This is a genomic window from Kitasatospora sp. NPDC097643 (genome assembly GCF_040302625.1).
Classification (GTDB): Bacteria; Actinomycetota; Actinomycetes; order Streptomycetales; family Streptomycetaceae; genus Kitasatospora.
The window spans coordinates 47,265-68,060 of the sequence record NZ_JBEOSA010000005.1 but is presented as its reverse complement, the minus strand read 5'-3'; the positions used below and the strand labels follow the sequence as shown (position 1 = coordinate 68,060).

Genomic DNA, 20,796 nt, shown 5'->3' with positions numbered 1-20,796 from the left:
TGAAGGGTCAGGACGGAGAGGGCGCAGCCCGCCGTCCCGGTCGGAGGGGGCGCCGGGCCGCGGCGGCGGAAGCCGTCACCGCGGTGGCCACCAACCCCCCGTCGACCAGCCAGCGCCCTTCCAGGCCGTGGCCGGTCGTGCTGCCGTCCGGCGGACCGGACGGCAGCAGACGGATCTCGAAACGTCCCTGGGCCGGGCCCGGGCCGGGCGCCGCCGGGCCGAACCGGACCTCGGCGTCGGTGAAGTCGAGCCGACGCCTGGTCACCGGGAGCCAGGCCCGGTGGAGCGACTCCTTGGCGCTGAACAGGAGGCGCTCCCAGTGGATCCCGGGCCGGGCCCGGGCGAGCTCCCGCAGGTGCGCGCGCTCGTCGCTGAGCGCGATCGCCTCCAGGACGCCGACGCACAGCGGCCGGTGCGGCTCGGCGTCGATGCCGAGGCCGGCCAGGTCGGCGGCCCGGGCCACCGCGGCGGCGGCGTAGCCGACGCAGTGGGTGACGGCGCCGACCACGCCGTCCGGCCACAGCGGCTCGTCCGTCGGGCCGGTGGCCAGCGGCCCGATCGGTGCCCCCAGCTTGCCGAGGGCCCGCCGGGCGCACCGCCGGCCCGCCGCGATCGCCCGCCGCCGGGACGCCAGCGCCAGGGGCGTCTGCTCCCGGGACGGCGGGCGGGTGACCGGTACCGGCGTACGCATCGCCGAACTGGCCACCGCGGCGGGCAGGATGCGTTCGATCACGTCGCCGGCGGTCCGTCCGGTGCGGGCCGCTCCGGCCGCGCCCACAGGCCGGCCAGCGCACCCAGGGCGGCCACCACGGCGGTGGCCAGGAGGGCGTGGTGCATCCCGTCCAGGAAGACCGACCGGCTGATCCCGGCCAGCAGCTCGTGCGCCGGTCCGGTCAGCCCGAGGTCCGGCGGCAGTCCGACCGCCGCGGCCTTGAGGGCCTGCTGGTCCTGCCCGGGCGGCACCGTGATCCCGGCGGCGGCGAGCCGGTCGGGCAGCGCCGAGGCGGTCTGCGCGGCGACGATCGCACCGGCGGTGGCGATGCCGAGGCTGCCACCGATCTGCATCGCGGTCTGCTGCATGCCGCCCGCCACCCCGGCGAACTCCACCGGGGCGCTGGACATGACGAGCTTGGTACCGCCGACCATGACCGGGCTGAAGCCGAGCCCGAGCAGGAAGAAGTAGGCCGTCATCTCGGGCGTGCCCGAGTCCGCGTCGAGGGTCGCCAGCAGGCACATGCCCAGGGCGGTGACGCCGAGACCGGCGACGACCGGCGTCCGCGGGCCCGAGCGGCTGATCCACATCGCCGCCGGCGGGGCGCCGACGATCATCAGCAGGGTCAGGCTCAGCACCCGGACGCCGGACTGCGCGGGGGAGAGCCCCAGCACGTTCTGGAGGTAGAAGACCAGCACGAACGGGGCGCCGACCATGACGAAGGCCATCACGATCACCGTGCTGACGCCCACCGAGAAGCGGGCGGAACGGAAGATCCGCAGCGGGACCAGCGGGTCCGCGGCCCGTCGCTCCCACTGGACGAAGAGCACGCCAAGCAGGACGGCCCCGGCCAGGTAGACCAGCGTCCCGGGGGCGCCCCAGCCGTGCCGGGACACCTCGGCCAGACCCCGGACGAGCGCGCAGAGCGCGCCGGCCAGGACCACGATGCCGGGCAGGTCGAGCCGGCCGCCCGAGCGCTCCGCGCGCACGTCGCGCAGGACCAGCAGGCCCAGGGCGAGGGCCGCCAGGCCGAGCGGCACGTTGAGGAAGAAGACCCAGCCCCAGCTGACGTGCTCGACGATCAGGCCGCCCACGACCGGGCCGGCCGCGGTGGAGGCCGCGATGACCGCGCTGCGCACCGCGATGGGCATGTTGAGCTTGTCCGCCGGGAAGGCGCTGCGCAGCAGCCCCAGCGTGGCCGGCTGCATCAGCGCGCCGAAGACGCCCTGGAGGACGCGCAGGCCGACCACCCAGCCCAGGCTGGTGGACAGGCCGATGGCGACCGAGGAGGCGGTGAAACCGATGACGCCGGTGAGGAACACCTTGCGGTGCCCGAACCGGTCGCCGAGCTTGCCCGCGGTGATCAGCAGGGCGGCGACCGCCAGCAGGTACCCGTTGGTCACCCACTGGACCCCGGTGAGGTCCGCGCCGAGGTCGGCCTGCATGGCCGGCTGGGCGACGGTGACGATCATGCCGTCGAGCGACACCATCATCGCGCCGATGGACAGGGTGATCAGGGTCAGCCACGGGTGGCCGCGGAAACCCCGCCGCGGGGAGGGGGCCGACGGGCCCCCTCCCTGGCGGGCGGACTCGGTGGTCTCGCTCACGCGGGCAGCTCCGCGGGCTGTCCGGCGGCGGCGCCGGTCGGCTCGCCGCCCTCCGGCCGACGGCCGCGGTCCTCGGCGGGCTGCCACCCGGGCGGGCCGAAGACGTAGCCGAGCTTGTGCCGGACGGTCCGGGCCTGGCGCACGTCCCGGAACATGTTCTTGAACTCGTGCACCTGGACGGTCCAGATGTTGTAGCTGTTCAGCTGCTTCGTCAGGCCGTAGGTCGGGCGCTGCACCTCCTGCTGGAAGGTGCCGAACATGCGGTCCCAGATGATCAGGATGCTGCCGAAGTTCTTGTCGATGTATTCCGCGTCGTTGCCGTGGTGCACCCGGTGGTGCGAGGGCGTGACGAATACGTACTCGATCGGTCGGGGCAGCCGACCGATCTTCTCGGTGTGCGAGAACAGGCCGAAAAGCAGGTGCGCCGAGTGCATGCCGAAGACCAGCGCGGGGTGCACGCCGAGCAGCGGCAGCGGCAGCCAGATCAGCTTCTCGAACCACTGCGCCCACTTGCGGCGCAGCGCGGTCGACAGGTTGAAGTACTGGCTGGAGTGGTGGACCTGGTGGCCCGCCCAGATGAGCCGGATGCCGTGCGCGGCCCGGTGGTACCAGTAGAGCAGGAACTCCACGGCGAAGAACAGGAAGACCCAGGTGGTCCACGAGGTCGCCGACAGGTGCCAGGGTGCGACGTACTCGTAGACCAGCAGGTACAGGGCCAGTGCGACGGTCCGCAGCAGGGTCGACGAGATCAGCGAGCCCAGGCCGGTGAGGATGCTCGTCCGGTGGTCCCGCAGGTCGTATCCGGCCAGGTCGTCGTCATCGCCGTACTTGAGCGCGAGCATCTCGATGCAGATCAGCAATGCCATGACCGGAAGGGCGTAGACCGCGGGGTCGTGCAGCCGATCCATCACCTTGTCGAGCATGTGTCCCTCCTTGATTCCGGCAGCCGTTTCCCCGGTCCGGCCGGCGGATTTCCGGACCCGCCACGGTGAATTCGGTGCCCGCGTCAGCATAATGCGGACCGGCTAAAGCAGGGCTTAAACAGGCACTATTCCGCAGGTGGTCCGCCGCTGAAACCCTGCGCTTCGGAGCCGGGTAGGGCGCGGCTTGCCGGTTTTTTAGGGCAGCTTTAGCGGGGCCGCGGTACGCTCGCCGACGACTCGGTCGAGAAATGTACGGCAGGCCCGATAAACCGTGGCCGCCGGGGCGACCGAATTTCGGAAATTCCAGGTCAGGCGCATTCGCCGGCCACCCGGGAATGGGGTACCTGATGAGTGGGAACGAGGGCCGCCCCGAGGTCCGGGTGACCGGGATCGGCGCGGTCAGCTGCCTCGGCCCGGGCGCGGACGCGTTCTGGGCGGGCCTGCGGGCCCCGGCCGGGCCGCCGGCCGCGGTGCCGGGGCTCACCGAGCGGGTCCCGGACGCCCTGGCCTACCAGGTGCCGGGCCGGTGGCCGGCCGACGGGGCGCCCGGACGGTACGGCCGGACCACGGAGTTCGCGCTGCACGCGGCCCGGGAGGCGGTCGCCGACGCCGGCCTCGACGCCGACGAGATCGCCGACATGGCCGTGGTGATCGGCACGGCGGGCGGCGAGACCGGGGAGCGCGACGGCGTCGCGCCCGGCGAGGCCGGCCGGTCCGAGCAGGACTGGTCGCCGACCTTCCCGGTCGCCTCCGCCGTCGGCGGTGAACTCGGCGCCTTCGGCCCCAACATCAGCGTGAGCAACGCCTGCGCCGCCAGCGGCTACGCGCTCTCGGTCGCCATGGACCTGGTGCGCCGCGGCGAGGCGGAGACGGTCCTGGTCGGCGGGGCGGAATCGCTGGCCTGGGTGCCGCTCGCGGCCTTCAGCCGGCTCGGCGTCAACGACCCGTCCGGCTGCCGCCCGTTCGACCTGGGCCGCCGGGGCACCGTCTTCGGCGAGGGCGCGGCGATGCTGGTGGTGCAGTCCGCCCGGGCCGCGGCCGGCCGGCCCGGCTACGGCCGGCTGCTCGGCACCGCCTGGAGCTGCGACGCCCACCACCCGACCTCGCCCGACCCGGCGGGCCGCCAGCTGGTGCGGGTCGCCGAGGAGGCGCTGCGCGAGGCCGGGCTCGGGCCCGACGCGGTCGACTGCGTCATCCCGCACGGCACCGGCACCCGGCAGAACGACGTGGTCGAGGCCACCGTGCTGCGCGAGGTGCTGGGCGGGCGGGCGGACGACGTGCCGCTGTTCAGCCTCAAGGCCTTCCTCGGACACTCGGCCGGCTCGGCCGCCGCCTTCGCCGCGGTCTGCGCGGCGCTGATGGCCCGGCACGGCGAACTCCCGGCCAACGTCCCGCTGGTGGAGCAGGACCCGGAGTGCCCGCTGTGGCTCCCGCAGGCGGGTGCCGTCCCGCTCGACCGGCCGACGGTGCTGGTCAACGCCTACGGGTTCGGCGGCAACAACTTCTCGATGGTGTTCGGAGGGGAGGCCCGGTGACGGCCTGGAACGCGGTGGCCGAATCGGTGGTCGCCGGGGTGGGCCTGGTCGCCCGCCCGGCCGGACTCCCCGACGGCGAGGTCTGGTTCGACTACAAGGCCCGGCTGGGCCCGCGCGGCTACAAGTACCTGCCCGAGTCCTGCCAGTACCTGCTGGCCGCCGCCCGGGAGGCCCAGGCCGGGCACCCGGCCGGGCTCGCCCCGTACGGCGAGGAGCGGTGCGGGGTCGTGGTCGGCACCAACAGCGCGGTGGCCGCGCTGCACGCCGAGATCGAGCAGACCGTGCGGAGCGAGGGCATCGGCGCGCTCAGCCCGATGACCACGCCGTTCTTCTCGGTCAACCTGGTCGCCGCGAAGCTGTCCACCGAGTACCGGCTCAAGGGCTTCAACCTGACCGTGACCTCGCCCCGGGTGGCCGGCGTCGAGGCGCTGCACCTGGCGGCCCACGAGCTCGCGGGCGGGCGCGGCGACGCGGTGCTGGCCGGCGCGACCGAGGCGGCGGACCCGCACGCGGGCCGCGCGGTGCCCGAGTCGGGGGCCGCGGTGTTCGTGCTGCGCCCGGCGGGCACCGCGGTGCCTCCCGGCGGCGCCGTGCTGCGTACGGCCCTGCGCTTCCTGCCGCCCGCCGCGCTCTCCGCGGCGGCCGGCCGCGGCCGGGCGGAGTGGATCGTCCGGGAGACCCTGGACGCGCTCTGCGCCGAGCGGCCCGAGCGGCCGACCGTCCCGGTGCGGCTGGTGACCGACGGCTCGCCGGTCGCGGAGCTGGTCACCGCGGCAGTCCGGGCCTGGGCGCCCGACCGGGTGTCCGTCCCGGTCGCCGCCCCGCACGCCGGTGCGCTGGCGCCCGTGCAGCTGCTGGCCGAGGGGCTCCGCGCGGCGGACCCCGGCCCCCGGCTGGTCGTGACCGCCGCCGGCCCGGGCAACCTCGCGTTCGCCCTGACCTCCCCGGCGGCGGCCCACGACACGCCCCAGACCTGACCTGATCTCACGAACCAAGAGGTGGAAATGCTGTCATCCGTCAAGGGATCGTGGTGCCTGATCCTCGGCGCCTCCAGCGGCATGGGCCGGGCCACGGCCCTGGCCATGGCCCGCGAGGGCGCGAACATCTTCGGCGTCCACTTCAGCACCGCGTCCCAGCAGGACGAGGTGGACGCGCTGATCGAGGAGCTCCGCGCGACGGGCGTCCAGGTCGTCTTCCACAACCGCAACGCGGCGAGCAAGCAGACCCGCGCCGAACTGGTGCCGCTGGTCGCCGAGGCCACCGGCGGGGCCGGGGTGCGGGTGCTGCTGCACTCGCTCGCCTTCGGCAGCCTGCTGCCGTTCATCCCGCAGGACGACCAGGCCGACGTGATCAGCCAGCGGCAGATGGAGATGACCGCCGACGTCATGGGACACAGCCTGGTCTACTGGACCAGGGACCTGTACGTGGCCGGCCTGCTGCCCCGGGGCGCCAAGGTGTTCGCCCTGACCAGCCGCGGCGACGAGCACGCGATGCCCAGCTACGGCGCGGTGTCCGCGGCCAAGGCCGTGCTCGGCTCCCACGTCCGCCAGTTGGCGGTGGAGCTGGCGCCCGCGGGCATCGCGGTGAACGCGCTGCGTGCCGGCATGACGCTCACCCCGGCGATGCAGCGCATCCCGAACAGCGCGGGGCTGGCGCAGCGGGCACGCGAGGGGAACCCGCACGGCCGCACGACCACCCCGGAGGACGTGGCGGAGACCATCCTGATGCTCTCGGCCAGCGACCTGTCCTGGATGACCGGCAACACGATCGCCGTCGACGGCGGCGAGGGCCTGGTCTGACGGCCTGCCGACCACCCGGCCGACGGCCCACCCGGCCCACCCGGCCCACCGATCACAACGAACCATGCAGGAGACACACATGCCGGAGCCGACGACCGTCCTGGACCTCGAGGACCTGCGCCGCACCATCGCCGAGATCCTGGACGTCGAGGAAGCGGAGGTGACCGACACCGCCGACTTCAAGGAGGACCTGGACGTGGACTCCCTGCTCGCCATGGAGATCATGGTCGCGCTGGAGCGCAAGTACCAGGTGACGATGGGGGAGTCGAACCTCCAGGAGGTGCGCTCGCTCATCTCGGTCCACGACCTGCTGGCCGCGAAGCTGGTGACGGCGTGATGACCGCGGAGGAGACCCCCGAGACCCCGGCCACCCCGGTCGCCGTCGTCACCGGCGGCTCGCGCGGCATCGGACGGGCCGTGGTGGAGCGCTTCCTGGCCGACGGGTACGACGTCGGCTACTGCTACCGCACCCGCCCCGAGGGCGCCGAGGAGATCGAGCGGCTGGCCGAGGAGCACGGGCGGGTGGTGTTCGGCGCGGCGGCGGACGTCGCGGACGAGCAGGCCGTGACGGAGTTCCTGACCGCGGCCCGCACCCGGCTCGGTCGGCTCGACGTGCTGGTCACCAGCGCGGGGATCGTGCGCGACTCGCCGCTGGCGACGATGAGCGGGGACGACTGGCGCAGCGTGCTCGACACCAACCTGACCGGCACCTACAACGCCTGCCGGGCGGCGGTCTTCCCGATGATCAAGCAGGGCGGCGGGAGCATCGTCAACCTGTCCTCGGTCTCCGGGGTGTACGGCAACGCGACGCAGTCCAACTACGCCGCGTCCAAGGCCGGGATCATCGGCTTCACCAAGTCGCTGGCCAAGGAGGTGGCGCGGTTCGGCATCCGGGCCAACGTGGTGGCCCCGGGCCTGATCGCCACCGACATGACCGACGGGATGGGCGACAAGGCCCGGGCGAAGGCCCTCGCCAAGATCCCGCTGGGCCGGGCCGGTTCGGCGGCCGAGGTGGCCGACGCGGTCGCGTTCCTGGCCTCCGGGCGCGCCGGGTACATCACCGGCCAGGTGCTGCAGATCGACGGCGGAATCGGCAACTGACCCGAACGCCGGGTCCCCGGCCGGTGCGCACGACGCGCCGGCCGGGGACCCGGTCGGTCAGGAGCGGACCCGCTCGGTCAGGAGGCCAGCGGGCGGGCCAGCACGAACCCCGGGTCGTTCAGCACCGGGTCGTGCTGGAGCACCGCGCGCTGCAACTGCTGGAGCCGGGGGCTCGGTTCGATGCCGAGCTCCTGGACCATGGTGCGGCGGATCCGGCTGTACGCCGAGAGCGCCTCGGCGGTCCGGCCGCTGCGGTAGAGCACCATGATGAGGTACCCGTAGAGGTTCTCCCACGTGGGCAGTTCGTCCATCAGGGAGTGGATCTCGCTGATCAGGGTGCGGTGGTTGCCCAGCGCGAGCTCCAGCTCGAAGCGCTGCTCGTAGGCGTAGATCAGCCGCTCGTCCAGGCGCCGGCCGAGGCTGTTGAAGGCGGGGATCGTGCGCAGGTCCTCGAAGGCGCGGCCGCGCCAGAGCGCGATCGCCGCGCTCACCGAGCGGGAGGCCTCCTGGACGTGCCCCCGGGAGTGCAGGTCCTGCGCGTCCCGCAGCAGGCCCTCGAACCGGTCCAGGTCCAGTGAGCAGTCGGCCAGGTTCAGCCGGTAGCCCGGGGGGTGCGTGGTGATCAGGGTGCTCGCCGGCAGGCCCAGGTCGTGGAGGTACTTGCGCAGCTTGGACACGTACACGTGCAGCGCCGTCGACGCGGTCTGCGGGGGCATCCCGGACCACAGGGCCTCGACCAGCCGGCTGGAGGGGACGGTCCGCCCGCTGTGGGCGCAGAGGTAGGCCAGGAGCGAGCGGACCTTGAGAGCCTTCGGCGATACCTGAGCCCCGTCGTGGGTTCGGATCTCGATCGGGCCAAGTACCTGGAACTCCACTGGCTGACTCCCCCTGATATTTGACGGGGGATCAGTCACCCCCCGGCAAAGTCTGCTTGTCACGGCGAGGCACAACAGCCCCCCCGAGCTGGCAGGTAATCCTTCGTGAGCCTGACAGCCGTGTCAACTCCGCTTGAGCTGAACTTGATGTTACTCGCGGGTAATTAATTGTGTCGGTGCGGTGTCCGGTGCGCCCAGGGCCGTCACACCGCCCACGTGTTCCGGGTGCCTGATTTCACGGTGTGGAGGTGGATTCCCGGGCCCGCTCGGCGGCTATCCGCTTTTTCACCGTCTCCGCGTACACGGCGACGTACTCCTGCCCGGACAGCCGGGCGATCGCCTCGGTGATGCGGTCGGTCACGGCCCGCCGCGCGCGGCGGTCGTCCTCCCGGCCGCGCTGGTCCGAGAAGTCCAGCGGGGCGCCGAAACGGACGTCGAAGCGCTCGACGTAGAGCCGCTTGCTGCCCGCCGGGTGGACCCGTTCGGTCCCGATCAGCCCGCACGGGACGACCGGCACGCCGCTGCGCAGGGCGACCCAGGCGGTGCCGGTGTTGCCCTTGTACAAGCGGCCGTCGGGCGAGCGGGTGCCCTCCACGTGGACGCCGACCGCATGGCCCTCGCGCAGGACCCGCAGCGAGGTGTCCAGCGCCGCCATCGTCCCGGAGCCGCTGGTGCTGTCCACCGAGATCATGCCGACGGCCCGGAAGAAGCGGGCCTGCAACCGGCCCTTGCGGCCGGGCATCGTGAGCCAGCCCTGCTTGCCGATGAAGTAGACCCGGCGCGGCGCCAGCAGCGAGATGAAGACCGAGTCGAAGAACGACAGGTGATTCGCCGCGATGATGAAGGGGCCCCGCGCGGGAATGTTCTCCAATCCCCGCACGCGTGGTCGGAGAATGACCCGCACTGGAATGACGAGGACCCATCGAAGTAGCATTCTGAGCATTCGCGATTCCTATCCCGCTGCTGAGTGAAATTTCTCGACGTGTCCCCGTCGGGGGTCGCCCGGTGAACTTAGGATTGCGGCAAACGGGCTGGCAAGTCCGATTAAGGGCGGCGGGCAACCGGAGGAAAGGGCTGCTTTAGCGGTAGATAAGAGCCCCTCGGATATGGTGATTCTTGGAATATTTACATATCCGTTGGAGGGCAGCATGTCCCAGACCGTTCAGACCCAGCACCTCGAGGAACTGCGGGAGATCGCCGCGGCCGCGCTCGAGATCGAGCCCGAGGACCTGGCCGACGACGACGACTTCATCGAGGACCACGACGGCGACTCGCTGCGCGCCATCGAGCTGCTGGCCCGCATCGAGAAGAAGTACAAGATCGAGCTCCCGCAGTCCGAGCTGCCCAACATGACCAGCGTCAGCGCGACGTACAAGGTCGTCGCCCAGTACGCCGGCTGGCAGGACTGAGCCATGGACCGGCGCGTAGTGATCACCGGGCTCGGCCCGGTCACCAGCATCGGGATCGGAATCGCGGCTTTCGGCGCTGGACTGCGCGCCGGGCGCAGCGGGATTTCCCCCATCAGCAGTTTCGACACCACCGGCTTTCCGCACGCGATGGCCGGTGAGGTCCGGGGATTCGAGCCGGCGGCGATCCTGCGCCGACTCGACCCGGCGGAGTGGGGCCCGGCGAGCCTGTTCGCCGCGGCCGCCGCCCGGCTCGCTGTGGAGGACGCCGGGATCGACCCCGAGCGCATCGCCGGGCCGCGGTCCGGGGCCAGCGTGGGCACCTGCACCGGCGAGGCGCAGGTCCTGCAGAGCCTCACCGAGGACTGGGTGCGGGACGGCTTCGGCGCCCTCTCCCCGGCGGACGCCGCCCTCGTCCCGACCGCCCGGATCGGCGCCGCCGTCAACCGGGAACTGGGCTTCACCGGCGAGTCGATGATGGTCTCGGCCGCCTGCGCGGCCAGCAACTACACCATCGGCAACGCCTACGACCTCATCGCCACCGGCGAGTTGGACTACATGGTGGCCGGCGGCGCGGACTCGGTGGTCCGCTGGGGCCACGCGGGGTTCTACCGCTGCGGCCTGATGGCCGAGAGCGAGTGCGCGCCGTTCGACCGCGACCGCACCGGCGTCCTGGCCGGCGAGGGCGGGGCCGCCCTGTTCCTGGAGTCCCTGGACTCGGCGCGGGAGCGCGGCGCCCGGATCTACGCCGAGGTGCTCGGCTACGGCCTCAGCTGCGACGCGCGGCACCCGGTGGCCCCCGACGCGGACGGCATCGCGCGGGCCATGCGCCGGGCGCACGCCAACGCCGGCGTCACCCCGGCCGACGTGGACTACATCTGCGCGCACGGCACGGGCACCCCGGCCAACGACCTCACCGAGGCGACCGCCGTCCGGTCGGTCTTCGGCGACACCCCGCCGCCGATGAGCTCGATCAAGTCGATGCTGGGCCACACCATGGGCGCCGCCAGCGGTCTGGGCGCGATCGCGTCCGTACTCGGTATCAAGGAAGGGTTCATGCCGCCCACCATCAACCACCGCCAGGCGGACCCGGCGCTGGTCGGGATCGACCCGGTGCCCAACGAGGCGCGGCCGGCGCGGCTGCGCGTGGTGCAGAACAACGGCTTCGCGTTCGGCGGGAACAACGCGGTCACCGTCTTCGGCGAGGTGGCGTGATGACGACCTCGCTGGCGATCACCGGCTGGGGGGTGCTCTCCCCCCAGGGCGTGGGCGCGGACGCGTTCGCCCGGGCGATGGCGCAGGGCCGGAGCGGACTCGCCGACGTCGGCGGCATGTTCGACGAGCCGCTGCCGGCCCAGAAGGCGCACGCGATCGTCGACTTCGACGTCCGTGAGCACCTCGGCCGCAGGCGCACCGGCAACCTGGACCGCAGCACCGCGTTCGCGGTGACGGCCACCGGTCTCGCGCTGGCCGACGCGGGCCTGGTGCTCGCGGAGGAGGACCGCGAGGAGGTCGGCGTGGTGCTCGGCTGCACGGCCGGCAGCCTGCGCGCCACCGCCGACTTCGACCGGGAGACCCTGGTCAACGACCGTCCGTACATGGTCGAGCCGCTGCTGTTCCCCAACGCCGTGATGAACTGCGCCGCCAGCCGGTGCGCCATCTGGCACGACCTCCGGGGCGTCAACGGGACGGTGCCGAGCGGCCAGCTGTCCGCGGTCTCCGTGCTGCGCTACGGCCGCACCCTGATCCGGCGGGGCCACGCCCGGACCCTGCTGCTGGGCGCGGTCGAGGAGTTCGGCACCCACCGGGCCTGGATCGAGCAGCACCGGTACGGCGGCGAGCCGTCCCGGCTGCCGCTCGGCGAGGCCGCGGTCGTCCTGGTCGCCGAGGACGCGGCGAGGGTCCGGGCCGAGGGCCGCCCGATGGACGCCGAGATCCTGGCGGCCGAGTTCGGCCAGTACGCGGCGCCGGGCCAGTCCCCGGACCCGGCGGAGGGCCTGGCCGGCCGGCTCCGCGACGCCCTGCGGGCGGCCGGCGTCACCCCGGCGGAGGTGACCTCGGTGGTCACCGGCGAGCGGGGCATCCCGCACCTGGACGAGGTGGAGCGGAGCGCGGTGGAGGCCGTGTTCGGCCGGCACGGCGAGCGGCTGCGGGTCAAGGAGCTGACCGGGGAGTGCGACGGCGCCGCCGGGATGGTGCAGATCGCCGCCGTGCTGGCCCGGCACCGCGAGGACCCGGCCCGGGACGGGCAGGTGTCCGTGGTGACGTCCTGCTCGGAGGACGGCGCGGTCGGTGCCGTGGTGTTCCGCGGCTGGAGCCGGAACGGGGCGGGCCGTGACGACTGAGCCGACCGGGACCGCGTTCGAGGTCGACGGCCAGACGATCGGCGTCCGCCCGCTCGGCGGGCAGGGGCCGCTGGTCGTCGCGGTGCACGGCGCCGAGGGCGGCTGGCGTGAGTGGGAGCCGCTCGCCGGGCGGCTGGCGGACCGGTTCCGGCTGGTCGCGCTGGACCTGCCCTGGCGGGCCGGCAACGACTACGCCTGGGGCCGTACGGCGGGCGCGGGGGAGTGGCTGGGCCGGGCGATGGCCCTGCTCGGCGAACCGGCGGCCGGGATGATCGGGCACTCGCTCGGCGCCAACGCGCTGCTGGAGTACCTGTGCGCCCCCGGCCGGCCGGCCCTGGGCGGGGCGATGGTGTTCGCCCCCTTCTACCGCCCGGCCGCGGACCCGGTGGACGAGGCGCTGGAGCGCGAGTTCGCCGGCTCCTTCCGCTTCGCGGTGGCGGACGGGATCCGGATCGCCCTGGGCGCCCGCTACGAGGCCCTCGGCGAGTCGCTGTTCGAGTCGATCGTCGACACGGCGCTCGACCGGATCGGTGAGTTCGGCATCGGCACGCTGTTCCGCCAGTTCGCCAACACCGGCACGCTGGACCTGTCGCGGGTGGACGTCCCGACCAGGGTGCTGGTCGGCGACACCGACCCGGCCCTGATCCGGCGGCGCAGCGACGCGCTGGGCCGGGCGATGCCGGCCGCGACGGTGTCCCGCCGGCCGGCGTACGGGCACTGCTTCCACGTCAGCCACGCGGACGAACTGGCCGCCGAGGTCGGCGGGTTCCTCGCCGGGGCGATCCACGGCACCGGCGACCCGACCCGAGGAAGGAGCGTCGAGCATGCGCATGCGTAGGCGTCCCCGTGTGTACTTCAGCTTCCGCAGCCCGTACAGCTGGATGGCCCTGGACCAGTTGGAGCGCCGCTTCCCGCAGGCGCCCGAGCTGATCGACTACTACCCGTTCTGGGAGCCCGACGAGGGCATCCTGAAGGCGCTGCACGGGCGCGACGCCGAGGTGCTGTACACGCCGATGAGCAAGGCGAAGCACCTGTACCTGCTCTCCGACGTCAAGCGCTCCGCCCAGCGGTTCGGCTACCCGCTGGCCTGGCCGATCGACCACGACCAGGCCTGGGAGCTGCCGCACCTGGCCTGGCTGAAGGCGCGCCGGCTGGGCCGGGAGCGGGAGCTGTACCGGGCGCTGGTCGAGGCCCGCTGGCACCGCGGGGAGCCGATCTGCGACCCGGAGGTGCTGGCCCGGGCGGCCGACGCGGCCGGGCTGGACGGCGCCGAGCTGGTCGCCGCCGAGCACGACCCGGAGATCCGGGCCGAGGCGGTGGACGCGCTGGCCGCGGCCTACGACGACGACGTGTTCGGGATCCCGTACTTCCGGATCGGCCGCGAGCGGCTCTGGGGGCTGGACCGGATCGAGGACGTCCTCGCCACGCTGCGGACGGCCTTCGACGAGCCGGCGGACGGTGCCGGGGAGCCGGCCGAGGGCATCCCGGCCGCACTGCTCGACCGGGTCGGCGCCTACGATCGGGACACCGCGGGCGGCTGCGGCTGACCCGTCGGGACCGGGGCCGGGCCGGACGCCGTCCGGCCCGGCTCCGTCGTCGGTGCGCGAGGGTGGCGTGGGTCACTTCGGATTGCGGCGTTTTCTGCTGTTCTGTCCTGGGCTCGCGCGCTGGTTGCCGGGGCTGGTGGTGGACCGGAGGTCGGTGACCGCGCCACGCCTAAATATGATCGGAAGCCACGCTCGTCGGTTTGTATCGACGGTCGTATGTGCAACCCGGGAGCGGTCTCGGCCGTCTCTTTGTGTGCGGTGCGCCAGATCGTCCGGGGCGTCGCTTCCGTCGGTGAAAGGTACGCGCATGTCAGGTCAGTGGGGCGAGGGCCCGGCTCGGGGCGAGGACGTCCCCGGCGCGCTCACGACCGAGGGCGGTGGCACCGTGCCGCCGCCGCGCACCGGCGGGCGCGCGGAGGCCCGGCGGGCGGCCCAGGCCAAGGGCGGCCGGGGCGGCGGCAAGCCGGACCCGGGCAAGGCCGACGGCACCGCGACCGGCGGCCGGGCGGCCGCGCGCAAGGGCGGCAAGCCCAAGAAGAAGAACGTGAAGAAGATCGTCGCCTGGTCGGCGGCCGGCGTGCTGGTGCTGATCGCGGGCACCGGCGGCGCGATCTACTTCAAGCTGAACGCCAACATCAAGTCCTTCGACGCGGACGCGATAGCCACCGACCGTCCGCCGGAGGCGCAGGCCGACGCGGACGGCAACAAGCCGGTCAACGTGCTGCTGATCGGCTCGGACAGCCGCGGCAAGAACAACTCCGACCTCGGCGGCGGCGAGGACGGCGGCGCCCGCTCGGACACCACGATCCTGCTGCACGTCTACGCCGACCACAAGCACGCCGTGGGCATCTCGATCCCGCGCAACGCGAAGGTCCAGATACCGCCCTGCAAGCTGCCCAACGGCAAGTGGACCAAGGGCGGCACCGACCTGTTCAACGCGGCCTTCTCGACCGGCGGGACGGACGACGGCAACCCGGCCTGCACCCAGAACACGGTGGAGAAGCTCACCGGCATCCGGGTCGACCACACCATGGTGGTCGACTTCAACGGCTTCGCCGCGATGACCAAGGCCGTGAACGGCGTCGACGTCTGCCTGCCGAAGCCGATCTACGAGGGGGACATCAACCCCAACCTGAAGAAGAAGGGCGACCTGGTCCTCCCCCAGGGCAAGCAGACCGTCGAGGGCCAGAAGGCGCTCGACTACGTGCGACTGCGCCACGGCATCGGCGACGGCTCCGACATCGGCCGGATGAAGCGCCAGCAGGCGTTCCTCAGCTCGCTCGCCAGCAAGATGAAGAAGGAGGGGCTGAGCCCCACCACCCTGCTGCCGCTCGCCGACGCCGCGACCAAGTCGCTGACCGTCGACCCGGGGCTGTCCTCCGCGGACAAGCTGCTCTCGTTCGGCCTGTCGCTGAAGAACATCGACATGCACGACCTCAAGTTCGTGACCGCGCCCTGGCGTTACCGCACCCAGGACGCCGACATCGACCTGGTCCAGCCGGACGCCAACAAGCTCTGGGACACCCTCAAGGCCGACCAGACCATCGACGGCAAGAACGCCACCGGCCAGCAGCCGGACGCCCCGGCCAGCCCGACCGCGGCCGCCCCGCCGCCGGCCGCCACCACGCCGGCCTCGCACGCCGCGCCGGCCGCCGAGATCTCCAACGAGTCCATCAAGGTGGCCGTCTACAACGGCACCACCGTCCCGGGCATGGCCGGCAAGGCGAGCGACCTGCTGAAGGGCGCCAAGTTCACCGTCACCAAGGCGGGCACCGCGGCGAGCACCAAGTACGCGACCACCATGATCGAGTACGGCTCCGGGCAGAAGGCGGCCGCCGAGAAGGTCGCCGCGATGTTCCCGGGCGCGACCGTCGAGGCCGGCAGCACGCCGGGCGTGACCGTGATCGTCGGCAAGGACTTCGCGGCGGCCAACGGCGGCAGCGCGGCGCCCTCCGCCGGCGGCTCGGGCACCGCCGGGGCCGGCACCCCGACGCCCCCGCCGCCGCTGCCCACCACCGTCACCAACGACGCCCGCTCGGCGGACGACGACATCTGCGCGAACACCACCTACGGCAGCGGCGGCTGACCGTACCGTCCACGACGGCACCGACCCCCGGGCCGGCCGCCCCGCTCCGGGGCGCGCGGGCCCGGGGGTCGTGCCATGGTGGCCGGAGGGGGAGCCGGCGAGGGGGCCGGAGCAGGGAACGGGGGGCGCAGGCTACCGAAAGGCGGACCCCATGCCCGAGATCGCCATGCAGCTCGACATCGCCGCACCCCGGGCCGTCGTCCTCGCCGCGCTCAACACCCACGACGGGCTGACCAGCTGGTGGACGACCGCGGTGGACCGGGACGGCGACACCCTGCTGTTCGACTTCCCCGGCGTCCCGGAGCCGTTCCGGCTGCGCCGGGAGCGGGCCGACCTGGACAAGGTGGTGTGGGCGAACGCGGGTGCCTTCCCGCCGCACTGGGCCGGCACCTGGATCAGCTGGGACCTCGCCGACCAGCCCGACGCGCCCGAGCGCACCCGACTGCTGTTCCGGCACGGCGGCTGGCAGCCGGGCAGCGAGGAGGGCGTCCCGATGGTGGCCGGGACGTGGGCCGAACTGCTCGTCCGGCTGAAGGACTACGCGCAGAGCGGCAAGGTGCAGCCCTACTTCGTCACGGCCACCCGGCACGACGCCGAGTGAGTGCCCCGGCACGCCCGGCCCGGCCCGGCACGCCCGGCGCCCCGGTCGCCCGCCCAGGCGCCGTCCGGTGGCGGGATCGCGGCGGCGGGCCGATGGTGGGCGGTGTACCGCCGTCCGCGCGCACCGGGCGCACGAGCGGCACCGGACGGCCGACCGCCGTCCGCGACGGCGACCCCAGACCCGGCGACCACTGCCTTCGGGAGGCCCAGCAATGCCCGTAGTCTCCGCTCCGTACAAGCCCGGCACGCCGTGCTGGGTGGACCTGATGGCGAGCGACCAGCAGGCCGCGCTCGACTTCTACCGCGACCTGTTCGGCTGGCAGGGCGAGATCGGCCCGGCCGAGTTCGGCGGCTACGCCGTGTGCATGCTCAACGACAAGCCGGTCGCCGGGATCATGGCGCAGTCGGCGCCCGACGGCCAGCCGCTGCCGCCGGTCGGCTGGACCACCTACCTGGCCTCGGACGACGCCGACGCGAGCAGCCGGGCCATCGCCGAGCAGGGCGGCACGATCCTGTACCCGGTGATGGAGGTCGGCACGGTCGGCCGGATGCTGATCGCCGCCGACCCGACCGGCGCGGTCTTCGGCGTCTGGCAGAAGCTGGACTTCATCGGCGCGGGCGTGGTCAACGAGCCCGGCGCACTGGTCTGGAACGAGCTCAACACCGCCGACACCGAGGCCGCCGGGCGGTTCTACCACCCCGCGCTCGGCCTGCGCCCGGCCACCATCCAGGGCATGGAGGGCTACTTCTCGCTCAACGTCGGCGACCGCACGGTCGGCGGCATGCAGGCGATCCCCGGGTACCTGGCGCCCGGCACGCCCTCGCACTGGATGGCGTACTTCTCGGTGGACGACGCCGACTCCACCGTGGACGCCCTGGTGAAGGCGGGCGGCGCGGTCATCCAGCCGCCGTTCGACATGCAGTCCGGCCGGATGGCCGTCGTCGCGGACCCGCAGGGCGCGGTCTTCGCCGTCATCGAGGCGCCCGAGGCGCAGATGCCCGACTCCCCGTAAAGCCGTGGGAGAACCGGAAGCCGCCCTTCCCGCGACGCGCCGCCGGGAAATGGGCGGCTTCCCCGCGTTCCCGGGTAAGACTGCACCCATGCTGGGGCTACCGGACGACATCCGCGCTTTCCTCTTCGACCTCGACGGGGTGCTCACCCAGACCGCCACGGTGCACGCCGCGGCCTGGAAGGACACCTTCGACGCCTTCCTGCGGGCCGAATCCGCCCGCACCGGCGGGCAGTTCGTCCCCTTCGACGCGGTCGCCGACTACGACGCCCACGTGGACGGCCGGCCACGGCTGGACGGCACCCGGGCGTTCCTGGCCAGCCGGGGCATCGAGCTGCCCGAGGGCGGCGACGACGACCCGCCCAACGCCCGTACCGTGCACGGCATCAGCCGGGCCAAGAACGAGACCGTGCTGCGGATGATCCGGGAACAGGGCGTCCAGCCGTACCAGGGCTCGGTGGCCTACGTGCGGCGGCTGCGCGAGCTCGGGCTGCCCAGCGCGGTGGTCTCCTCCAGCGCCAACTGCCGGGACGTCCTGCGGTCGGCCGGGATCGAGGAGCTGTTCGACGTGATCGTGGACGGGATCGTCGCCAAGCGGGAGGGCCTGCCGGGCAAGCCCGCCCCCGACACCTACCTGTACGCCGCCCGCACGCTCGGCGTGGAGCCGGTGCACGCCGCGGTCTTCGAGGACGCGCTGGCCGGGGTCGCCTCCGGCCGGGCCGGCGGCTTCGGCGCGGTGGTCGGGGTGAACCGCACCGGCCAGGCGGCCGAACTGCGCCGGGACGGCGCCTCCGTGGTCGTCGACGACCTCGCCGAGCTGCTGGCCGGGGAGCCGTCATGACCGACCTGGACAACTTCTCGGTCGACCCCTGGCAGATCACCGAACACGGCCTGGACCACACCGCGATGGCCCGCGCCGAGTCGGTGTTCGCGCTCTCCAACGGGCACATCGGCCTGCGCGCCAACCTGGACGAGGGCGAGCCGCACGGCCTGCCCGGCACCTACCTCAACGGCGTCTTCGAGCTCCGCCCGCTGCCGTACGGCGAGGGCGGCTACGGCTACCCGGAGTCCAGCCAGAGCGTCATCAACGTGACCAACGGCAAGATCATCCGACTGCTGGTCGACGACGAGCCCTTCGACCTGCGCTACGGCGAACTCGTCGGCCACAAGCGGTGGTTGGACTTCCGGGAAGGGCTGCTGCGGCGCGAGGCCGAATGGATGTCCCCGGCCGGGCGGACCATCCGGGTGCGCTCCACCCGGCTCGTCTCGCTCACCCAGCGCGCCGTCGCCGCCGTCGAGTACAGCGTCGAGGCGGTGGACGGTCCGGTGCGGATCGTGCTCCAGTCCGAGCTGGTCGCCAACGAGCAGCTGCCCGGCGGCCCCGAGGGCGACCCGCGGGCCGCGGCCGTCCTGGAGGCGCCGCTGCTGGCCGAGGTGCACCACGCGGGCGGCACGAAGGCCGTCCTGGTGCACCGCACCCGCTACAGCGGCATCCGGGTCGCGGCCGGGATGGACCACGTCATCGAGGGCCCGGAGAAGCTGGACACCGTCGCCGAGGCGGAGGCCGACCACTGCCGGATCAGCGTCACCACCGTGCTCCAGCCCGGCCAGCGGCTGCGGCTGGTCAAGTTCATGTCCTACGGCTGGTCGGCGACCCGCTCGCTGCCTGCCGTCCGGGACCAGGTGGAGGCCGCGCTGACCGCCGCCCGGTACACCGGCTGGGACGGCCTGGTCGCCGAACAGGCCGACTACCTGCGGGAGTTCTGGGACACCAACGACATCGAGATCGAGGGCGACGTCGAACTCCAGCAGGCCGTCCGGTTCGCCGTCTTCCACGTCCTCCAGGCCGGCGCCCGCAGCGAGGAACGCGCCATCCCCGCCAAGGGGTTGACCGGCCCCGGCTACGACGGCCACAGCTTCTGGGACACCGAGACCTTCGTCCTGCCGGTGCTCACCTACTGCCTGCCCGGCGCCGTCAACCAGGCCCTGCGCTGGCGGCACACCACGCTGCCGCTGGCCCGCGAGCGGGCGGCCCAACTCGGGCTGTCCGGCGCGGTGTTCCCGTGGCGGACGATCCGCGGCGAGGAGTGCTCCGGCTACTGGCCGGCCGGCACCGCGGCCTTCCACATCGGCGCCGACATCGCCGCCGCCGTCGCCCGCTACGTCCGGGCCACCGGGGACGAGGAGTTCGAGCGCGAGTACGGGCTGGAACTGCTCGTGGAGACCGCCCGGATGTGGCGCTCGCTCGGCCACCACGACGCCGCCGGGAAGTTCCGGATCGAGGGCGTCACCGGCCCCGACGAGTACAGCGCCGTCGCCGACAACAACGTCTTCACCAACCTGATGGCGCAGAGCAACCTGCGCGCCGCCGCCGAGGCCGCCGCCCGCCACTCGCGCGAGGCCGCCGACCTCGGCGTCGACACCGAGGAGACCGCCGCCTGGCGGGACGCCGCCGCCGCGATGTACGTCCCGTACGACGAGGACCTCGGCGTCCACCCGCAGGCCGACGGCTTCACCCACCACCAGGTCTGGGACTTCGAACGCACCCCGCCCGAGAAGTACCCGCTGCTGCTGCACTACCCGTACTTCGACCTGTACCGGAAGCAGGTGGTCAAGCAGGCCGACCTGGTGCTCGCCATGCAGGTCCGCGGCGACGCCTTCACCGACGAGCAGAAGGCCCGCAACTTCGCCTACTACGAGCGGCTCACCGTCCGCGACTCCTCGCTGTCCGCGTGCACCCAGGCGGTGATCGCCGCCGAGGTCGGCCAGCTCGACCTCGCGTACGACTACACCGCCGAGGCCGCCCTGATGGACCTGCACGACCTCGGCGGCAACACCCGCGACGGCCTGCACATGGCCTCCCTGGCCGGGGCCTGCATGGCCCTGGTGGCGGGCTTCGGCGGGCTGCGCGACCACGCCGAGACGCTGTCCTTCCGGCCCAGGCTGCCGGCCGGGTTGATGAAGCTCGGCTTCTCGCTGCTGGTGCGCGGGCACCTGCTCGGCGTGCAGATCACCCACGAGGGGACGACGTACACCCTGCGCCGCGGCGAGGTGCTGCACCTGCGGCACGACGGGGAGCCGGTGCAGGTGAAGGCCGGGGCGCCGGTCACCCTGCCGACGGTCGCGCCGCCCGCGCAGGAGCGCTGCGCCCAGCCGCCCGGCCGCGAACCCGCCCGCCGCCAGCCCCAGGCGGGCCTGGTCAGCGGCAAGGTCGGGCAGTCCCCGGACCACCTCGCGGCCGAGTGACGGA

The 20,796-nt window shown here is 73.1% G+C and carries 20 protein-coding genes; 15 read left to right on the top strand and 5 right to left on the bottom strand.

Features of this window, described 5'->3' with window-relative positions:
- Window positions 1–7 precede the first annotated feature (7 nt).
- From ABTY15_RS05345 to ABTY15_RS05335, 3 genes are read right to left on the bottom strand one after another with little or no spacing between them, the layout of a single operon-like run.
- Complete coding sequence (locus ABTY15_RS05345) at window positions 8–733, bottom strand: 4'-phosphopantetheinyl transferase family protein (RefSeq protein ID WP_350576369.1); 726 nt, start codon at window positions 731–733, stop codon at window positions 8–10.
- The gene (locus ABTY15_RS05340; protein WP_350576366.1) at window positions 730–2,319 is read right to left on the bottom strand and encodes an MFS transporter; all 1,590 of its coding nucleotides are present in this window, start codon (window positions 2,317–2,319) and stop codon (window positions 730–732) included. The genes ABTY15_RS05345 and ABTY15_RS05340 overlap by 4 nt, the downstream gene beginning before the upstream one ends.
- Complete coding sequence (locus ABTY15_RS05335) at window positions 2,316–3,242, bottom strand: sterol desaturase family protein (protein ID WP_350576363.1); 927 nt, start codon at window positions 3,240–3,242, stop codon at window positions 2,316–2,318. Before ABTY15_RS05335 ends, ABTY15_RS05340 begins: the two co-directional genes overlap by 4 nt.
- A 347-nt stretch (window positions 3,243–3,589) precedes the next feature.
- Here ABTY15_RS05335 and ABTY15_RS05330 point away from each other — a divergent pair, with 347 nt between their 5' ends.
- From ABTY15_RS05330 to fabG, 5 genes are all read left to right on the top strand, one after another.
- On the top strand, window positions 3,590–4,777 hold the full coding sequence (locus ABTY15_RS05330; RefSeq protein WP_350576360.1) for a beta-ketoacyl-[acyl-carrier-protein] synthase family protein: 1,188 nt from the start codon (window positions 3,590–3,592) through the stop codon (window positions 4,775–4,777).
- Window positions 4,774–5,754 carry a beta-ketoacyl synthase N-terminal-like domain-containing protein gene (locus tag ABTY15_RS05325; protein WP_350576357.1) on the top strand — a complete coding sequence of 327 codons (981 nt, stop codon included), beginning with the start codon at window positions 4,774–4,776 and terminating at the stop codon, window positions 5,752–5,754. Before ABTY15_RS05330 ends, ABTY15_RS05325 begins: the two co-directional genes overlap by 4 nt.
- 27 nt (window positions 5,755–5,781) lie before the next feature.
- Window positions 5,782–6,576 (top strand): SDR family oxidoreductase, encoded by a 795-nt coding sequence (locus ABTY15_RS05320; protein WP_350576354.1) that lies wholly within the window; start codon window positions 5,782–5,784, stop codon window positions 6,574–6,576.
- Between the two features lie 79 nt (window positions 6,577–6,655).
- Complete coding sequence (locus ABTY15_RS05315) at window positions 6,656–6,913, top strand: acyl carrier protein (RefSeq protein WP_350576351.1); 258 nt, start codon at window positions 6,656–6,658, stop codon at window positions 6,911–6,913.
- Complete coding sequence (gene fabG, locus ABTY15_RS05310; RefSeq protein WP_350576349.1) at window positions 6,913–7,677, top strand: 3-oxoacyl-ACP reductase FabG; 765 nt, start codon at window positions 6,913–6,915, stop codon at window positions 7,675–7,677. The genes ABTY15_RS05315 and fabG overlap by 1 nt, the downstream gene beginning before the upstream one ends.
- 77 nt (window positions 7,678–7,754) lie before the next feature.
- Here fabG and ABTY15_RS05305 read toward each other — a convergent pair whose 3' ends face one another.
- On the bottom strand, window positions 7,755–8,552 hold the full coding sequence (locus tag ABTY15_RS05305) for an AfsR/SARP family transcriptional regulator (RefSeq protein ID WP_350576346.1): 798 nt from the start codon (window positions 8,550–8,552) through the stop codon (window positions 7,755–7,757).
- A gap of 235 nt (window positions 8,553–8,787) precedes the next feature.
- Window positions 8,788–9,486 (bottom strand): lysophospholipid acyltransferase family protein, encoded by a 699-nt coding sequence (locus ABTY15_RS05300; protein ID WP_350576343.1) that lies wholly within the window; start codon window positions 9,484–9,486, stop codon window positions 8,788–8,790.
- Window positions 9,487–9,700: 214 nt separating this feature from the next.
- Here ABTY15_RS05300 and ABTY15_RS05295 point away from each other — a divergent pair, with 214 nt between their 5' ends.
- The 10 genes from ABTY15_RS05295 to ABTY15_RS05250 all read left to right on the top strand — a co-directional run bounded on the left by ABTY15_RS05295 (window position 9,701) and on the right by ABTY15_RS05250 (window position 20,792).
- Window positions 9,701–9,961 (top strand): acyl carrier protein, encoded by a 261-nt coding sequence (locus ABTY15_RS05295; protein ID WP_350576335.1) that lies wholly within the window; start codon window positions 9,701–9,703, stop codon window positions 9,959–9,961.
- A gap of 3 nt (window positions 9,962–9,964) precedes the next feature.
- Complete coding sequence (locus ABTY15_RS05290) at window positions 9,965–11,173, top strand: beta-ketoacyl-[acyl-carrier-protein] synthase family protein (protein ID WP_350576332.1); 1,209 nt, start codon at window positions 9,965–9,967, stop codon at window positions 11,171–11,173.
- Window positions 11,173–12,303 (top strand): beta-ketoacyl synthase N-terminal-like domain-containing protein, encoded by a 1,131-nt coding sequence (locus ABTY15_RS05285; RefSeq protein ID WP_350576329.1) that lies wholly within the window; start codon window positions 11,173–11,175, stop codon window positions 12,301–12,303. Before ABTY15_RS05290 ends, ABTY15_RS05285 begins: the two co-directional genes overlap by 1 nt.
- Entirely contained in the window at window positions 12,293–13,141 is an 849-nt protein-coding gene (locus ABTY15_RS05280) for an alpha/beta fold hydrolase (protein ID WP_350576327.1), read from the top strand. Before ABTY15_RS05285 ends, ABTY15_RS05280 begins: the two co-directional genes overlap by 11 nt.
- Window positions 13,128–13,850 carry a DsbA family protein gene (locus ABTY15_RS05275; protein WP_350576324.1) on the top strand — a complete coding sequence of 241 codons (723 nt, stop codon included), beginning with the start codon at window positions 13,128–13,130 and terminating at the stop codon, window positions 13,848–13,850. Before ABTY15_RS05280 ends, ABTY15_RS05275 begins: the two co-directional genes overlap by 14 nt.
- Before the next feature lie 307 nt (window positions 13,851–14,157).
- Complete coding sequence (locus ABTY15_RS05270) at window positions 14,158–15,936, top strand: LCP family protein (protein ID WP_350576317.1); 1,779 nt, start codon at window positions 14,158–14,160, stop codon at window positions 15,934–15,936.
- A gap of 151 nt (window positions 15,937–16,087) precedes the next feature.
- On the top strand, window positions 16,088–16,537 hold the full coding sequence (locus ABTY15_RS05265) for an SRPBCC family protein (protein WP_350576314.1): 450 nt from the start codon (window positions 16,088–16,090) through the stop codon (window positions 16,535–16,537).
- Between the two features lie 211 nt (window positions 16,538–16,748).
- Window positions 16,749–17,549, top strand: coding sequence for a VOC family protein (locus ABTY15_RS05260; protein ID WP_350576312.1), 801 nt, complete (start codon window positions 16,749–16,751; stop codon window positions 17,547–17,549).
- Between the two features lie 88 nt (window positions 17,550–17,637).
- Window positions 17,638–18,387, top strand: coding sequence for an HAD family hydrolase (locus ABTY15_RS05255; protein WP_350576309.1), 750 nt, complete (start codon window positions 17,638–17,640; stop codon window positions 18,385–18,387).
- Window positions 18,384–20,792 carry a glycoside hydrolase family 65 protein gene (locus ABTY15_RS05250; RefSeq protein WP_350576306.1) on the top strand — a complete coding sequence of 803 codons (2,409 nt, stop codon included), beginning with the start codon at window positions 18,384–18,386 and terminating at the stop codon, window positions 20,790–20,792. The genes ABTY15_RS05255 and ABTY15_RS05250 overlap by 4 nt, the downstream gene beginning before the upstream one ends.
- The last annotated feature ends 4 nt before the right edge of the window (window positions 20,793–20,796 follow it).

What these genes read in the sequence shown, in the direction of transcription:
- ABTY15_RS05335 (WP_350576363.1), bottom strand. Translation starts at nt 3,242, where the DNA reads ATGCTCGACAAGGTGATGGATCGGCTGCACGACCCCGCGGTCTACGCC.
- ABTY15_RS05330 (WP_350576360.1), top strand. Translation starts at nt 3,590, where the DNA reads ATGAGTGGGAACGAGGGCCGCCCCGAGGTCCGGGTGACCGGGATCGGC.
- ABTY15_RS05320 (WP_350576354.1), top strand. Translation starts at nt 5,782, where the DNA reads ATGCTGTCATCCGTCAAGGGATCGTGGTGCCTGATCCTCGGCGCCTCC.
- ABTY15_RS05315 (WP_350576351.1), top strand. Translation starts at nt 6,656, where the DNA reads ATGCCGGAGCCGACGACCGTCCTGGACCTCGAGGACCTGCGCCGCACC.
- fabG (WP_350576349.1), top strand. Translation starts at nt 6,913, where the DNA reads ATGACCGCGGAGGAGACCCCCGAGACCCCGGCCACCCCGGTCGCCGTC.
- ABTY15_RS05300 (WP_350576343.1), bottom strand. Translation starts at nt 9,486, where the DNA reads ATGCTACTTCGATGGGTCCTCGTCATTCCAGTGCGGGTCATTCTCCGA.
- ABTY15_RS05295 (WP_350576335.1), top strand. Translation starts at nt 9,701, where the DNA reads ATGTCCCAGACCGTTCAGACCCAGCACCTCGAGGAACTGCGGGAGATC.
- ABTY15_RS05290 (WP_350576332.1), top strand. Translation starts at nt 9,965, where the DNA reads ATGGACCGGCGCGTAGTGATCACCGGGCTCGGCCCGGTCACCAGCATC.
- ABTY15_RS05285 (WP_350576329.1), top strand. Translation starts at nt 11,173, where the DNA reads ATGACGACCTCGCTGGCGATCACCGGCTGGGGGGTGCTCTCCCCCCAG.
- ABTY15_RS05275 (WP_350576324.1), top strand. Translation starts at nt 13,128, where the DNA reads ATGCGCATGCGTAGGCGTCCCCGTGTGTACTTCAGCTTCCGCAGCCCG.
- ABTY15_RS05270 (WP_350576317.1), top strand. Translation starts at nt 14,158, where the DNA reads ATGTCAGGTCAGTGGGGCGAGGGCCCGGCTCGGGGCGAGGACGTCCCC.
- ABTY15_RS05265 (WP_350576314.1), top strand. Translation starts at nt 16,088, where the DNA reads ATGCCCGAGATCGCCATGCAGCTCGACATCGCCGCACCCCGGGCCGTC.
- ABTY15_RS05260 (WP_350576312.1), top strand. Translation starts at nt 16,749, where the DNA reads ATGCCCGTAGTCTCCGCTCCGTACAAGCCCGGCACGCCGTGCTGGGTG.
- ABTY15_RS05255 (WP_350576309.1), top strand. Translation starts at nt 17,638, where the DNA reads ATGCTGGGGCTACCGGACGACATCCGCGCTTTCCTCTTCGACCTCGAC.
- ABTY15_RS05250 (WP_350576306.1), top strand. Translation starts at nt 18,384, where the DNA reads ATGACCGACCTGGACAACTTCTCGGTCGACCCCTGGCAGATCACCGAA.